14 protein-coding genes and 3 tRNA genes are annotated in these 14,261 nt (G+C 64.8%); 2 read left to right on the top strand and 15 right to left on the bottom strand.

Annotation, left to right across the window (positions count from 1 at the left end; translation table 11 throughout):
* Window positions 1-6: 6 nt before the first annotated feature.
* The 5 genes from ccmE to ccmA are packed head-to-tail and all read right to left on the bottom strand — an operon-like array spanning window position 7 to window position 2,673.
* A complete protein-coding gene (gene ccmE, locus ACUVYZ_RS06495; RefSeq protein ID WP_439933771.1) occupies window positions 7-462 on the bottom strand; it encodes a cytochrome c maturation protein CcmE in 456 nt (151 codons plus the stop codon).
* Window positions 446-631, bottom strand: a complete 186-nt coding sequence (gene ccmD / locus ACUVYZ_RS06490; RefSeq protein ID WP_439933772.1) for a heme exporter protein CcmD — start codon at window positions 629-631, stop codon at window positions 446-448. Before ccmD ends, ccmE begins: the two co-directional genes overlap by 17 nt.
* Window positions 628-1,377: a heme ABC transporter permease gene (locus ACUVYZ_RS06485; RefSeq protein ID WP_439933773.1), complete on the bottom strand. Its 750-nt coding sequence runs from the start codon at window positions 1,375-1,377 to the stop codon at window positions 628-630. The genes ccmD and ACUVYZ_RS06485 overlap by 4 nt, the downstream gene beginning before the upstream one ends.
* 6 nt (window positions 1,378-1,383) lie before the next feature.
* The gene (gene ccmB / locus ACUVYZ_RS06480) at window positions 1,384-2,052 is read right to left on the bottom strand and encodes a heme exporter protein CcmB (RefSeq protein WP_439933774.1); all 669 of its coding nucleotides are present in this window, start codon (window positions 2,050-2,052) and stop codon (window positions 1,384-1,386) included.
* Between the two features lie 3 nt (window positions 2,053-2,055).
* Window positions 2,056-2,673: a cytochrome c biogenesis heme-transporting ATPase CcmA gene (ccmA, locus tag ACUVYZ_RS06475; RefSeq protein WP_439933775.1), complete on the bottom strand. Its 618-nt coding sequence runs from the start codon at window positions 2,671-2,673 to the stop codon at window positions 2,056-2,058.
* A gap of 82 nt (window positions 2,674-2,755) precedes the next feature.
* On the opposite strand from ccmA, the gene ACUVYZ_RS06470 reads away from it, so the two are divergent.
* A complete protein-coding gene (locus ACUVYZ_RS06470; RefSeq protein ID WP_439933776.1) occupies window positions 2,756-4,360 on the top strand; it encodes a glycine betaine ABC transporter substrate-binding protein in 1,605 nt (534 codons plus the stop codon).
* 76 nt (window positions 4,361-4,436) lie between these two features.
* Here ACUVYZ_RS06470 and ACUVYZ_RS06465 read toward each other — a convergent pair.
* The 3 genes from ACUVYZ_RS06465 to ACUVYZ_RS06455 all read right to left on the bottom strand — a co-directional run bounded on the left by ACUVYZ_RS06465 (window position 4,437) and on the right by ACUVYZ_RS06455 (window position 4,738).
* Window positions 4,437-4,511 (bottom strand) — tRNA-His (locus tag ACUVYZ_RS06465).
* A gap of 30 nt (window positions 4,512-4,541) precedes the next feature.
* Window positions 4,542-4,615: transfer RNA gene (locus ACUVYZ_RS06460), tRNA-Arg, on the bottom strand.
* A 46-nt stretch (window positions 4,616-4,661) separates the two neighbouring features.
* Window positions 4,662-4,738 (bottom strand) — tRNA-Pro (locus ACUVYZ_RS06455).
* A 130-nt stretch (window positions 4,739-4,868) separates the two neighbouring features.
* On the opposite strand from ACUVYZ_RS06455, the gene dksA reads away from it, so the two are divergent.
* The gene (gene dksA / locus ACUVYZ_RS06450) at window positions 4,869-5,291 is read left to right on the top strand and encodes an RNA polymerase-binding protein DksA (RefSeq protein WP_439933777.1); all 423 of its coding nucleotides are present in this window, start codon (window positions 4,869-4,871) and stop codon (window positions 5,289-5,291) included.
* Window positions 5,292-5,404: 113 nt separating this feature from the next.
* Here the strand turns inward: dksA and pnp are convergent, their stop codons facing one another.
* From pnp to rimP, 7 genes are all read right to left on the bottom strand, one after another.
* The gene (gene pnp / locus ACUVYZ_RS06445) at window positions 5,405-7,531 is read right to left on the bottom strand and encodes a polyribonucleotide nucleotidyltransferase (RefSeq protein ID WP_439933778.1); all 2,127 of its coding nucleotides are present in this window, start codon (window positions 7,529-7,531) and stop codon (window positions 5,405-5,407) included.
* Window positions 7,532-7,673: 142 nt separating this feature from the next.
* Window positions 7,674-7,943: a 30S ribosomal protein S15 gene (gene rpsO, locus ACUVYZ_RS06440; RefSeq protein ID WP_439933779.1), complete on the bottom strand. Its 270-nt coding sequence runs from the start codon at window positions 7,941-7,943 to the stop codon at window positions 7,674-7,676.
* 42 nt (window positions 7,944-7,985) lie between these two features.
* Window positions 7,986-8,942 carry a tRNA pseudouridine(55) synthase TruB gene (gene truB, locus ACUVYZ_RS06435; RefSeq protein WP_439933780.1) on the bottom strand — a complete coding sequence of 319 codons (957 nt, stop codon included), beginning with the start codon at window positions 8,940-8,942 and terminating at the stop codon, window positions 7,986-7,988.
* A 26-nt stretch (window positions 8,943-8,968) separates the two neighbouring features.
* The gene (gene rbfA / locus ACUVYZ_RS06430; RefSeq protein WP_439933781.1) at window positions 8,969-9,352 is read right to left on the bottom strand and encodes a 30S ribosome-binding factor RbfA; all 384 of its coding nucleotides are present in this window, start codon (window positions 9,350-9,352) and stop codon (window positions 8,969-8,971) included.
* 60 nt (window positions 9,353-9,412) lie between these two features.
* The gene (gene infB, locus ACUVYZ_RS06425; RefSeq protein WP_439933782.1) at window positions 9,413-12,016 is read right to left on the bottom strand and encodes a translation initiation factor IF-2; all 2,604 of its coding nucleotides are present in this window, start codon (window positions 12,014-12,016) and stop codon (window positions 9,413-9,415) included.
* A complete protein-coding gene (nusA, locus tag ACUVYZ_RS06420; protein WP_439933783.1) occupies window positions 12,016-13,506 on the bottom strand; it encodes a transcription termination factor NusA in 1,491 nt (496 codons plus the stop codon). Before nusA ends, infB begins: the two co-directional genes overlap by 1 nt.
* A 58-nt stretch (window positions 13,507-13,564) precedes the next feature.
* A complete protein-coding gene (gene rimP, locus ACUVYZ_RS06415) occupies window positions 13,565-14,005 on the bottom strand; it encodes a ribosome maturation factor RimP (protein ID WP_439933784.1) in 441 nt (146 codons plus the stop codon).
* Window positions 14,006-14,261 lie beyond the last annotated feature (256 nt).

Below are 14,261 nucleotides of genomic sequence, written 5' to 3'. Positions count from 1 at the left end.
GGATCCTCATTTCCCCCCCTCCACCACCGTCCGCTGGGCCTTGCTTGCTTGCTCCAGTGCGTGGGCGGCTTCGGGCGGCATGTAGTTTTCGTCGTGCTTGGCGAGCACCTCGGTAGCGACGAAAACGCCGTCTTCCCGCAACCGTCCCTGGGTCACCACGCCCTTGCCTTCGCGGAACAGATCGGGAAGGATCCCGCGGTAGACGACCGGGATGGTCTTGGCGGTGTCGGTCACGTTGAAGCGCACCGTCAGCCCGTCCGGCTCCCGCCGCACGCTGCCCTCCTCCACCAGGCCGCCGATGCGGAAGGCCTTGTCGAGGGGCGCCTCCTGAGCCGCCACCTGGGAAGGCGTGAAGAAAAACACGAGACTCGTGCGAAACGCGTTCAGCACCAGCCCGGTGGCAAGCGCGAGCAAGGCCAGGGCGGCGGCCACCAGGGCCAGGCGCTTATGCCGAGCCTTCATGTCTCAACCTCTCCTCTTTATCCATCGTGGCCATGCGCAGCGCCCGGCGCCGGTGCACCACCGCCGCCACCTCGATCGCCAGGGTGAGCAGGGAAATCGCGTAGGCGCCCCAGACATAGAAGCCGTAGCCCCCCATGGCCAGGAAATTCTCTAGGCTGCCCCAGCTCATACGCTCCGTCCCGAAAGTTCGGCCGCCCACGCGACGCGCCGCTCCCGCTCCAGGATGATGCAGCGCACCCGCGCCAGGATCACGGCAACGGAATAGGTCCAACAGGCGCCCGCCATGACCAGCATCGCCTGCAGCATGAGGGCGGCCATCTTGGGGGCGGCGGTCAAGCTGACCGAGGCCCCCTGGTGCAGGGTGTTCCACCACTCGACCGAGTAGTAGATGATGGGCACGTTCACCACCCCCACCAGGGCGAGGACCGCCCCGGCCCGGTCGCCGCGGCGCGGGTCTTCGATCGCCGCCTGCAGCGCGAGATAGCCGAGATAGAGAAAGAGCAAGATCAGCTCGGAGGTGAGCCGCGCGTCCCACACCCAGTAGGTGCCCCAGGTGGGCCGCCCCCACAGCGCCCCGGTCCACAAGGCGATGAAGGTGAACAGCGCCCCGGTCGGGGCGATGGCCCGCGCCATCATGAAGGAGAGCCGGGTGTTGAAGACGAGCCCCAGGGCGCAGTAGGCGGCCATCACCACGTAGAGGAACATGGACATCCAGGCGGCCGGCACGTGCAGAAAGATGATACGGTAGACCTCCCCCTGCTGGAAATCGGTGGGGGCGACGAAAAAGCCAAGATAAAGGCCCACGGCGAAGAGTAGCGCGGAGGCCGCGCCGAACCAGGGGATCAGGCGCCCCGCCAGGCCATAGAAAGTGGACGGAGAAGCGTACTTGAACCAGTTGATGTTTGCGCGCCCCATGCTTCCTCACTCCATCGAGACCCGCAACGCCAGGGCGGCAGCCCAGGGCGAGAGCGCCAGGGACGCCAGCAGGAAGGCCCCCAGGAGGGAAAGATGGCCCTCGATCCCGATCCCCGAGGCCGCCGCGTCCACCGCACCCGCGCCGAAAATCAGCACCGGGACGTACAAGGGAAGAACCAGCAGGGCCACCAGGACGCTGGCGCCGCGCAAGCCCAGGGTGAGGGCGGCGCCCACCGCTCCGATGGCCGACAAGACCGGCGTGCCGAGCAGCAGGGACAGGACCAGCACCGCGAGGGGACCTCCCCACAAGTCGTACTGCAACCCGAGGAGCGGCGCCATGACCACCAGCGGGACGCCGGAGACGATCCAGTGGGCGATAATCTTCCCCAGCACCAGCAGAGAAAGGGGTTGGGGAGAAATCAACAACTGCTCCAAGGTGCCGTCCGTATAGTCATGGGCGAACACTCGCCCCAGGGAGAGCATGGAGGCGAGCAGCGCCGCGACCCATACCACCCCGGCCGCCAGCGGCCGTAGCTTGTCCAGTTCCGGCCCCACTCCCAGAGGAAAGAGGCTCACCACGATGACAAAAAAAAACAAGGTCGTCATCACATCCGAGCGCTGGCGCAAGGCCAGCGTCAGATCCCGCACCACCACCCAGCGCAAGGCGGCCAGCATCCCTCACCCGGCCAGCAGGAGCCGCTGCACCCGGGCGCCCCGGATCTGCATCTCCTGGTGCGTAGTCACCACCGCCAGCCCCCCCTGCTCCAGGTGCCTTTCCACGAGCCCCTGCACCAGGGCGATCGCCTCCTGGTCCAGGCCGGCGAAAGGCTCGTCCAGCACCCACAAGGGGCGGTTCATGAGGGTCAAGCGGGCGAGGGCCACGCGCCGCTTCTGCCCTTGGGACAACCATTTCACCGGAAAATCCTCTCGCCCGCCCAAGCCCAGCCGGCGCAAGGCATCGAGCGCCCAGCCCTCGCCGATCGGCTGTCCCGCCAGCCCGGCAAAGACCTTCAGGTTTTCCCGGGCGCTCAGCTCGTCCTTGATCCCGTTCAGGTGCCCCACATAATGGAACTGCGCGAAATATTCGTCGCCCAGACTGCGAATCGGTTCCCCGCCCCAGCGGATCTCCCCCGATTCGGGGGCGAGGAGGCCGCACAGCATGCGAAGCAGGCTGGTTTTGCCGCTGCCGTTGGGTCCCGCGACGTGGAGCAGGCCCCCCGAGGTTAGCTCGAAGCCCACCTCGCGGAAGACTTCCCGCTCCCCTCGGACGCAATGGAGGTTGTTGGCGGTCAACACGAGAAAAATAAAAGTGCGGATTATAAGGCTTTTTGAAAAATCCTGGGCAGTGTCCCGGACAAGTGCCCCTGCCTCCTCACCGATGGCCGAAAGATCCCCCCGCTGGCCGGATCGCCCCTCTTTCCGTCCGGCCCGGGTCGGGCTTTGCCTTCGGCGCGGCGGGCTTCCCCTGGCGCTCGTGGCGGTCCTGGCCGCTGCCCTCGCCCCGCCCCCCAGGAGCGCGACCGCCGAAACGCTCATCGTCGGTTCGAAGCGCTTTACCGAGTCCTACATCCTGGGGGAGATCGTGCGCCAAACGGTTCTGCGGGTGGGTGAGATCGCGATACACCGGCCCGGGCTGGGCAATACCGCCATCGTGTTCGAGGCGATCAAGTCGGGCGCCATCGACATCTATCCCGAATATACGGGGACCTTGGACCGAGAAATCCTGGGCAATTCCCAGCCCTCCAGCCTCGCTAAGCTCAATCTCCAGCTCGCCCCCTATGGCCTCGCCGTCGGCATTCCCCTGGGATTCAACAATACCTACGCCCTGGCGGTGCGGGAGGATGTGGCCGAGCGGCGGAGGCTCAACCGGATTTCCGATCTTGTGGACCACCCGGACCTACGGCTGGGATTGTCCCAGGAATTCCTGGGCCGGCGCGACGGCTGGCCGGGCCTGAAGGAGGCGTACGGCTTACCGTTTTCCAACCCGCGCGGGCTCGACCACGGGCTCGCTTATGCGGCGCTGGCGGCGGGCCAAGTGGACGTGATCGATGTCTATACGACCGACGCCAAGCTCACCCGCTACCGGCTCCGGGTATTGGAGGACGACCGGAAATATTTTCCTTCCTACGAGGCCGTGCTGGTCTACCGCACCGACGCGCCCAGCCGCTTCCCGAAAGCGTGGCGAGCCCTCGAAGCCCTGGCCGGGACGATACCCGCGTCCACCATGGTGCGCCTCAATGCCGAAGCGGAACTCGGGGGCAAGAGCTTCGCCGACGTGGCGGCCGGCTTTCTCGGCGGCCGGAGCGCCGCAGGCTCACCACCGAGAGAACAAAGCTTGCTGGAGGTCTTGACCGGGCCGGATCTCGCGCGCTTGACCCTGGAGCACGTGCTGCTGGTCTTCGGTTCTCTGGTCCTGAGCGCGGCCATCGGCATCCCCCTCGGCATCGCCGCCCAGCGCGCTCCCAGGGTCGGTGCGGTGATGCTCGGAGCGGTGGGCGTCATCCAGACGATCCCCGCTTTGGCGCTGCTCGCCTTCCTGATCGCCGCCCTGCAGCGGATCGGGGTGGTGCCCGCTTTGGTGGCTCTGGTGCTCTACGGGCTCCTGCCCATCGTGCGCAACACCCACGCCGGCCTGCAGGAGGTTCCGCTGGGGGTCAGGCAATCCGCCGTCGCTCTGGGGCTATCGGCGGCCCAGCGCCTGGGGCTGATCGAGCTGCCCCTCGCCGGCCGCGCCATCCTGGCGGGAATTAAGACCTCGGCGGTCATCAACGTGGGCACCGCCACCATTGCCGCTTTCATCGGCGCGGGCGGCTACGGGGAGCGCATCGTGGCGGGTCTCGCCCTCAACGATCAGAAGATGCTTCTCGCCGGGGCGATTCCGGCGGCCGTCTTCGCCCTCCTGGTCCAGGGACTCTTCGATCTCCTAGAGCGCCGCTGGTATGCTTGGGCGCCCGGCGGGCGGGGCGAATCGAACCGATCCTGAGCTGCGCCGCAGCGAGAAAGGCTGGACGATCCCGCGGAGAAAAACACGGCCGCCGGCGGAAGCGCCCGGAGGGAAATGGGGTGGCGGATGGGATTCGAACCCACAACAACCGGAATCACAATCCGGGACTCTACCGTTGAGCTACCGCCACCACGGACGGCACCCATTCGCGCTGGTAGGGCGTGCCCGACAGGAATCGAACCTGTAACCCCCAGCTTAGAAGGCTGGTGCTCTATCCGGTTGAGCTACGGGCACGAGGCGCTCCACAGGCTCGCCCGCCTTTCCGAATGGGTACCCGATCTGGTCGGGGTGGAGAGATTTGAACTCCCGACATCCTGGTCCCAAACCAGGAGCGCTACCAGGCTGCGCTACACCCCGGAAAAGAAAAAATATACCGCCCTCCCTGGAAAAAATCAATGAAATTGCTGCCTTGTAAGGCTGTTTTCACTTGCGGTGTAGCCGCGATTTTGCTATTAAAGCGCTTTTTTGTGCACAGAGGCCGACCCCTATGCCGAGCCAAGGCAGCAAGACGCTTCCTCCCTACAAGCCCAAAAAGGGAGAGCCTTACATGAATCCGCGGCAGCTCGCCTATTTCCGGAAAGTGCTGGAGACGCTGAAGCTCGAACTCAGCCAGGACATCGACCGCACCGTTCACGCCATGCAGGACGAGGCGACGGTGTTCGCCGATCCGAACGACCGGGCCAGCCAGGAATCGGACATGGCGCTCGAGCTACGCAACCGGGATCGGGAACGCAAGCTTATCAAGAAGATCGATGAAACCATCGCCCGGATCGATGCGGGAGAATACGGATATTGCGAAAGCTGTGGAGCGGAAATCGGGCTCAAACGCCTGGAAGCGCGTCCGACCGCATCGCTATGCATCGACTGCAAGACGCTGGATGAGTTGAGGGAGCGGCAGGTAGCGAAATAGGTCCTCTTCTTTCCCCGCGGCCGCCGGGGAAGCTTGCCGCGGGACGAGACGGCGCGAAGAGGAAAAACACCCTAGGGCAAAAAGGCGCCTTCCCGTAAACCGCCCTGGGGTCTTTACGGCACCGGGGTAGTGCTGGAAGGGGACTGCGCCTCTTCGGCCAGCGCCGCTTTCATGCTCAGCCGCAGCCGTCCCTTGTCGTCGGCCTCCAGCACCTTGACCCGGATCAGTTGGCCCTCCTTGAGATAGTCGGCCACGTTGTTGACCCGCTCGTTGGCGATTTGGGAAATGTGCAGGAGCCCGTCTTTGCCGGGCAGGACGCTTACGATGGCGCCGAAGTCGAGCAGCCTCAGCACGGTACCCTCGTAAATCTTGCCCACTTCGACTTCGGCCGTGATCTCCTCGATGCGCTTCTTGGCGAGCATGCCCCCCTCGGCGCTCACGCAGGCGATGGTCACGGTGCCGTCGTCCTCGATATCGATGGTGGTCCCCGTCTCTTCAGTCAATGCTCGGATCACCGCGCCGCCCTTGCCGATGACGTCGCGAATCTTCTCCGGGTTGATCTTCATCTTGATGATGCGCGGCGCATGGATGGAGATTTCGGGTTTGGTCGCCGGCATGGCCTGCTTCATCAGTTCCAGGATGTGCATGCGCCCTTCCCGCGCCTGGTTGAGCGCGACCTGCATGATCTCCTTGGTGATGCCGGTGATCTTGATGTCCATCTGCAGCGCGGTGACCCCCCGTTCCGTCCCGGCCACCTTGAAATCCATGTCGCCCAGATGATCTTCGTCGCCCAGGATGTCCGACAGCACGGCGAAGCGGTTGCCTTCCTTGATCAACCCCATGGCGATGCCGGCGACGTGCCCCTTCATCGGCACCCCGGCGTCCATCAACGCCAGGCAACCGGCGCAGACGGTGGCCATGGAGCTAGAGCCGTTCGACTCGGTGATCTCCGAGACCACCCGCAGGGAATAGCCGAATTCCTCCTGGGGCGGGATCACGGCCGCCAGCGCCCGCTTGGCGAGCCTGCCGTGGCCGATCTCCCGCCGCTTGGGCGGGCCGACGCGGCCCGTTTCCCCCGTGGCGTACGGGGGCATGTTGTAGTGAAGCATGAAGCGCTCGGTATACTCGCCGGTGAGCGCGTCGATGATCTGCTCGTCCCGCTGGGTGCCGAGGGTCACCACCGCCAGCGCCTGGGTCTCCCCGCGGGTAAAGAGGGCGGAGCCGTGGGTGCGCGGAAGGACGCCGGTGCGGATGGTGATCGGCCGGATGGTTCGCGTGTCGCGCCCGTCGATGCGGGGCTCCCCCGCGAGGATGCGTTCGCGCACCACCTTGTATTCGAGGTCGAAGAGTAGGTTCTTGATCTCGTTTTCCCTCGCCGGTCCCACCTTGTCCCCCGTATTGAGGGCCTCAAGGAGGCGTTTCTGGATCTGCTTGAGCCGCTCCGAGCGGGTCTGCTTGGTTTTGATCGAATAGGCTTCCTTCACATCCGCTTCGGCCAGCTCGGCGACCCGGGCGACGAGCTCCGGGTCCTTGGCGGGGGGAGTCCACTCCCATTCCGGTTTGCCAGCCGCCTCCACCATCTCGTGGATCGCCTGGATCACCGGCTGCATTTGCTGGTGGCCGAAAACCACGGCGCCAAGCATGACTTCTTCCGGCAACTCCATGGCCTCCGACTCCACCATCAGCACGCCTTGCTCGGTCCCCGCCACCACCAGATTCAGCGCCGAGCGCTTGAGCTCGGAGACGGTGGGATTGAGCACGTATTGCCCTTCAAGGTAGCCGACGCGGGCCGCCCCGATGGGGCCGTTGAAAGGAATTCCCGCCAGAGCCAGCGCAGCCGAGGCGCCGATCATGGCCGGGATATCGGAATCAACCTCGTTGTTGGAGGAAACGACGGTGGCAACGATTTGGACTTCGTTGTAGAAGCCTTCAGGGAACAGGGGACGCAGCGGACGGTCGATCAGGCGGGAGGTCAGGGTTTCCTTCTCCGACGGGCGCCCTTCCCGCTTGAAAAAGCCCCCGGGGATCCGGCCGGCGGCGTAGGTGCGCTCCAGGTAGTCGACAGTGAGAGGAAAGAAGTCCTGACCCTCCTTGGCCTCTTTCGCCGCGACCACGGTCACCAGGACCACCGTATCGTCCAAGTTGACGAGGACCGCGCCATCCGCTTGCCGCGCGATCTCTCCCGTTTCCAGCGTGAGCTGGTGCCTACCGTAGGTTAAGGTTTTCTTGAAGTACGCCAAGACGTTTACCTCGCTGGAATAGGCGGTTCGCTAGAAAAGAAAAAGGCGCGACGCGAAGGCGCAGGCAGCGCGCAGGGACGGCTCCGGTCATTCGATAAATCAGATTCCCCATCGTTCCGAAGCCAATCGCTCTGCCGAGCCCCTATTTGCGCAGGCCCAGCCGATCGACGAGCTTGCGGTAGGCCTCTGGGTCGCGGGTGCGCAAGTAGTCGAGGAGCTTCCGCCGGCGACTGACCAGGCGCAACAGGCCGCGCCGGGAATGATGATCCTTCGCGTGCGTTTTGAAGTGCTCGGTGAGGTAGTTGATGCGCGCGGTCAGCAGGGCGATCTGAACTTCAGGCGAGCCTGTGTCCCCCTTGGCTCGCTGAAAGTCCTGCATGATTTTGGATTTTTCTGCTGTCGTGATAGCCATTTATCGCTCCACTAAAGACTATCATTATATCCTGTATAAACGCTAACGCTCAAGTAACCCCTTGGCGCTTCTAAGAATGCGCGCCCCCTCCCCGCCCTGGATCCGGCGCTCTGGGCGGATCAGCCTTCGGGGCCGCACCCAGCCGTCGCCAGTGCTCTCGCCTACCCCCAAAAATCGCCCCTGGTCGGCATAGAGCCGGACCGGCCCGGCTGCGCCGCCGGGAGCGGCGACGGGCTGCCCTAGGAACAGGGCCCGCTCGGCCGCCGGCGCCACGTCGAGCCTGGGCAAGGAAGCCAGCGGGGCATCCACGGGGAGAAGCAGGGCCCTGCACCCGTCCTCGGTCAACGCCTCCAGCCGGTTCGGGGTAACGGCCTGCTCGACCGAGAACGGCCCGATTCCTGTGCGCCGCAGCGCTTCCAGATGGGCCCCGCAGCCGAGGGCCGCGCCCAGATCTTCCGCCAGAGTGCGGACATAGGTACCCTTGCTGCATTCCACCAGCAAAGTCGCCCCTTCGCCGTGAAACGCCTCGATCACCAGCCGGTAGATCTCCACCTCGCGCGCTTGCCGCTCCACTTCGACGCCTTGCCGGGCGTAACGGTAGAGCGGGCGCCCGTTGCGCTTGAGGGCGCTGTACATGGGCGGAATCTGCCGGACTTTCCCGGTGAAGGAGGTCACCGCCGTCTCCAATTGGGCGGGCGTCACCGAGACCGGACGGCGCTCGACCACCGTCCCTTCCGCGTCACCTGTCGTAGTGCGCACGCCGAAGCGCACCGTGGCCTTGTAGGTCTTGCGGGCCTCGAGCAGACTCCCGAGGAACTTGGTGGCTTCTCCCATGGCGACCGGGAGCAGGCCGGTCGCCATGGGATCCAGGGTTCCGCCGTGGCCGGCCTTGGCCGCTCCGAACAGGCGCTTGACGCCCTGCAGGGCGGCGTTGGACGTGATGCCCGCCGGCTTGTCCAACAGGAGCACGCCGTCGATGTCGATACGGTGGCGGGCCATGCGTCGCGGTCGAGGAGGAGCGGCGCTCAATCCGGGTCGGGCTTGTCGCCCCCTTTGAGGCGATCGGCGGCGACCGCTTCGTCGATCAGGCGCGAAAGCCGCATACCCCCTTCGACGGATGGATCGAAAACGAAGCGAAGCTCGGGCACGGTCCGAAGCCGCAGGCGCTGCCCTAGCATTCCTCGCAGGAAGGGCGCGGCGCGGCGCAGCCCTTCCGCGGTCTCCTTGTCGTCCCGCCCGCCCAGGCTGGTGTAATAGACCTTGGCGAAGGACAAATCGGGGCTCAACTCGACCTCGGTCAGCGTCACCATGCCCACGCGGGGATCCTTGACTTCGTCGCGGATCAGGCAGGCCAGCTCCCGCTGAATCTCGCGCGCCACCCGCTGTGCTCGCGCTCCGGGCCTCGTCATGACCGTTCTCCTCGCCCCCGGAGGTCCACGCCTTGGCCCCAAGCCAAGCGGGCCCGCCGGTCACAGGGTGCGAGCCACCTCAACGACTTCGAACACCTCGAACTGGTCCCCGACCCTGATGTCTTCAAAACCCTTGAGGGCGATACCGCACTCGAACCCGGCCTTTACCTCGCGGACGTCTTCCTTGAAGCGCTTCAAGGACTCCAGTTCCCCGGTATGGATGACCACGTTGTCCCGGATCACCCGGACCTGGGAATTGCGCCTCACCACCCCTTCGGTCACGTAGCAGCCGGCCACCGCGCCCACCTTCGAGATCTTGAACACGTTGCGGACCTCCACCAGGCCGATGACGTTCTCCTTTTTCTCCGGCGCCAGCATGCCGGACAGCGCCGCCTTGACCTCGTCTACCGCTTCGTAAATGACGTTGTAGTAGCGGACGTCGACGCCGGTGGAGGCGATCAGCTTGCGTGCCGTCGCGTCTGGGCGGCTGTTGAAGCCGATGATCACCGCCTTGGAGGCGAGCGCCAGGTTGACGTCCGACTCGGTGATGCCGCCCACGCCCGTATGAACGATGTTGACCTTGACCTCGTCCGTCGAGAGCTTCTGTAGGGCGTGCGCCAGCGCCTCGTACGAACCCTGGACATCGGCCTTGATGATGAGAGAAAGGCTCTTCGTCTGGCCTTCGCCCATCTGCTCGAACACGTTCTCCAGCTTGGCCGCCTGCTGCTTCGCGAGCTTGACGTCCCGGAACCTCCCCTGGCGGAAGAGAGCGATCTCCCGCGCCTTGCGCTCGTCGCCGAGGACCACCAGCTCGTCGCCCGCCTGCGGCACGTCGGAGAGGCCCTGGATCTCCACCGGGATCGAAGGGCCGGCCGCCTCCACCGGCTTGCCGTTCTCGTCCTGCATCGCCCGGATGCGCCCATACACCGCGCCGACGAGAGCCACGTCGCCGCGCCGCAGGGTGCCGCTCTGCACCAGGATGGTGGCGACCGGGCCTCGACCGCGGTCCAGCCGCGATTCGATGACGATGCCCTTGGCAGGCGCCTCCCGCGGCGCCTTGAGCTCCAGAACCTCGGCCTGCAACAGGATGCTCTCCAGCAAATTGTCTATGCCCTGCCCGGTCTTGGCCGAGACTTCGACGAACATGGTGTCGCCGCCCCACTCCTCGGGCACGACCCCGTGGCTCACCAGCTCCTGCTTGACCCGTTCCGGGTTCGCTTCTGGCTTGTCGATCTTGTTGACCGCCACTACGATCGGCACCTTGGCGGCCTTGGCGTGATTGATCGCCTCGACGGTTTGCGGCATCACGCCGTCGTCCGCCGCAACGACCAGCACCACCAGGTCGGTCACCCTGGCGCCCCGCGCCCGCATCGCGGTGAACGCTTCGTGCCCGGGCGTATCCAGGAAGGTGATCTCTCCGCGCGGGGTTTTGACGTGATACGCGCCGATGTGCTGCGTGATGCCCCCGGCTTCTCCGCTCGCCACGCGGGTGCGGCGAATGAAATCGAGCAGCGAGGTCTTGCCGTGGTCCACGTGCCCCATGACCGTCACGACCGGGGCACGTGGCTCGAGCGGCGCGCTGACCGCCGCCTGCGCCTCACTCAACAAGGCTTCCGGATCGTCCAGCTTGGCCCGCTTCGCGACATGCCCCATCTCCTCCACCACGATCATGGCGGTGTCCTGATCGAGGACCTGGTTGATGGTGGCCATGGTGCCCAGTCTCATGAGGGTCTTGATGACCTCGGCAGCCTTGACGGACATCCTGTGGGCCAGCTCGCCGACGGTGATGGTCTCGGGAACCAGGATTTCCTTGACCACCGGCTCGCTGGGCGGGGCGAAGGCGGCGGGCTGCTCGCCGCCCCCCTTGTGCCGCGCACCGGCCTTGCGTTCCTTCCAGCCTTGGGCGAGCGCCGTGTCGCCCCGGGTCTTGATGGTGCGCCGCCTGGCGACCTCCTCCTTCCAGGCCACCGTGTCCTTCGCCGGTTTCTTGACCCCCTTCTTTTCCGCCTTTTCCCCGCCTTCCGGCGCTTTGGCCGCGGGGCGATGGAGAGTGCCTTCCGAAATCGGCGCCGCAGCCGCCGGGGCCGCTTTAGCGGCTTCCTTGACGGGTTCCTCCACGCCTGGGGCGGAAGCACTGGCGGCTTCGACCGCCGCCGTCAGTGCCTGTGTTTCCTCCCCGGCCGCGGTCTCGGGCTCCTGCTTCTTGCGCTGGCGGCGGGCCCGTTTCTCCTCGGCTTCGGCCGCCTGGCGGGCCGCCAGCTCGGCCTGCTTGCGGGCCTCCTCCTCCCGCAGCGTCTGCTGCGCCTGATCCAGCACTAGCGCCGGAGAGGGGGGGGGCTCCTGCGCCGGGACTTCCTGCGCGGTGACGTCGCGGCGCACCAGCACCCGTTTCTTCCGCACCTCTACCTGGATGGTGCGGGCCTTGCCGGTGCTGTCGGCTTTCTTGATTTCCGAAGTCTGCCGCCGCGTCAGCGTGATCTTCTGCTTGGGCTCCTTGGCCCCGTGGACCTTGCGCAGGTACTCGAGGAGTTGGGTTTTGTCCTGCTCCGTGAGCGGGTCGTCCACCATGGTCTTGGCCACCCCGGCGGCGTTGAGCTGCTCCAGCAACAACGTCGCGGGCAGGCCTAGCTCGCGGGCGAATTGGGCGACGTTCATCTGTGCCATTACTCTGCCTTACCCTCTTGTTCGAACCATGGAGCGCGAGCTGCCATGATGAGCTTCTTGGCCAGCTCGGCGTCGATCCCGGTCATTTCCACTACGTCGTCCACCGCCAGGTCAGCCAGCGCCTCCTTGGTGGAAACGCCCTGCGCCACCAGTTTCCGGGCAACACCGGCCTCCATCCCTTCCAGGGTCATGAGATCGCCGATGTCCGCCTCCAGTTGCTCCTCGCTCGCGATCGCCTCGTTCAGCAAGGCACCGCGGGCCCGGCTGCGCAGCTCGTTGACCGTTTCCTCGTCGAACGCTTCGATCTCCAGCATCTCGTTGATCGGAACGTAGGCGATTTCCTCCAGGGTTGAAAAGCCTTCCTGGATCAGGATGTTCGCCACCTCCTCGTCCACATCGAGGCGCTCCATGAAAAGCTTGCGGATAGCAGCGGCCTCTTCTTCGCCTTTCTTCTTCGATTCCTCGACGGTCATAATGTTGAGCTCCCAGCCGGTGAGCTCGGAAGCGAGCCGCACATTCTGACCGTTGCGGCCGATTGCCTGGGCCAGTTGATCTTCCTCGACGACGATGTCCATGCTGTGCTTTTCTTCATCGACGACGATACTGCTCACTTCGGCCGGCGCGAGGGCGTTGATCACGAAAGTGGCGGGGTCCGGGGACCAAAGCACGATGTCCACCCTTTCTCCGGCCAGCTCGCCGGTCACCGCCTGGACGCGGGTGCCGCGCATGCCCACGCAGGTGCCGATGGGATCCAGCCGGGGATCGTTCGACTTGACCGCGATCTTGGCGCGGGAACCCGGGTCCCGGGCGGCTCCCTTGATTTCGATCAGCCCCTCTTCGATCTCCGGCACCTCCAGCTCGAACAATTTGACCAGGAACTCGTTGGCCACTCGGGAGAGGATCAGTTGCGGCCCACGGCTCTGGCGATCCACCCGCAGCAGGTAGGCGCGCACCCGGTCTCCTACCCGCAGGCTTTCTTTCGGGATCATCTGATCCCTTGGCAGCAGCGCTTCCAGCCGACCGGATTCGATGATGGCGTTGCCTCGGTCCATGCGCTTGATCACGCCCGTCACCAGGTGCTCGTTGCGCTCCAGGAAGTCGTTCAGGATCTGCTCGCGCTCGGCATCCCGGATCTTCTGGAGGATAACCTGCTTGGCGGTCTGGGCACCGATACGGCCGAACTCCACCGGCTCGAGCGGTTCCTCGATGTAATCGCCAACCTGGACATCGGGGTTGCGCTTGCGAGCCTCGCTCAGGCCGATCTGCTGGTCCGGAAACTCCACCTCCTCGTCGTTGACGACAAGCCAGCGCCGATAGGATCGGTAATCGCCCGTGCTTCGATCTATGGACACGCGCACGTCCATGTCGTCACGGAACCGCTTTTTGGTCGCCGAGGCGAGCGCCATTTCCAAGGCACCGAAGACCACGTCCTTGTTGACGCTCTTCTCCCTGGCCAGCGCGTCCACCAGCATTAGAACTTCCCGACTCATGGTTCGCCCTGTCTCTATATGCAAAGCCTGTCCTGCCAAGCGATTCCCCTGTAACCGTTTAAAACCGCGGCACGAGCCGCGCTTTGTCCAAATCGTCGATATCGAACTCCAGTTCCGTGCTCTCCAGGCTTGCCCGTATTTTTGTTCCCTCGACGGCTTTCAAGGTGACGACGAAATTGGAGCGGCCTTCTCGGGGATGGCGCAGCCTGATGCGAACTCGTTCCCCGACGAACCTCTGGAAATCCGATACTTTTCTTAACGGGCGGTCCAGACCTGGAGACGAGACCTCAAGCCGGTCATAATCCACCGCCTCCACGGCGAAGAGGCGCGTGAGGTGGTTGCTCACCGAGGCGCAATCTTCCACGCTCACCCCTCCCGGTTGATCGATAAACACGCGGATGAGCTTGCTGTGAGACACCCGTTCGAAGTCGACGAGCTCGTAGCCCAGGTTTTGAAGTACCTGCTCCACCAACGCCTCAAGGGCCAAGGTTCGTTTCATCAACACAAACAAAAAATGGGCGCCCGGCCCATCTTCTCTTTATGTAACTGTAACTTTGGAAGTTTAACAGAATAGCGAAAGGGGTGGAAGAAAAAAACCGGATTCCCCAAAGCCTTCCAGCCACTGCACGCCCCGGCTCAAAATGCCGAAGGCCCCGTGAGGGGCCTTCGGCGCTTTGTGGGGGTGCCTGGCGGTGACCTACTTTCGCGGGGGATAGCCCCCCACTATCATCGGCGCGGCGCCGTTTCACGGCCCT

This window comes from Pelomicrobium sp. P1, assembly GCF_052805615.1.
Note: the sequence above shows the minus strand (reverse complement) of the source record. Positions and strands in the feature narration are given on the sequence as shown.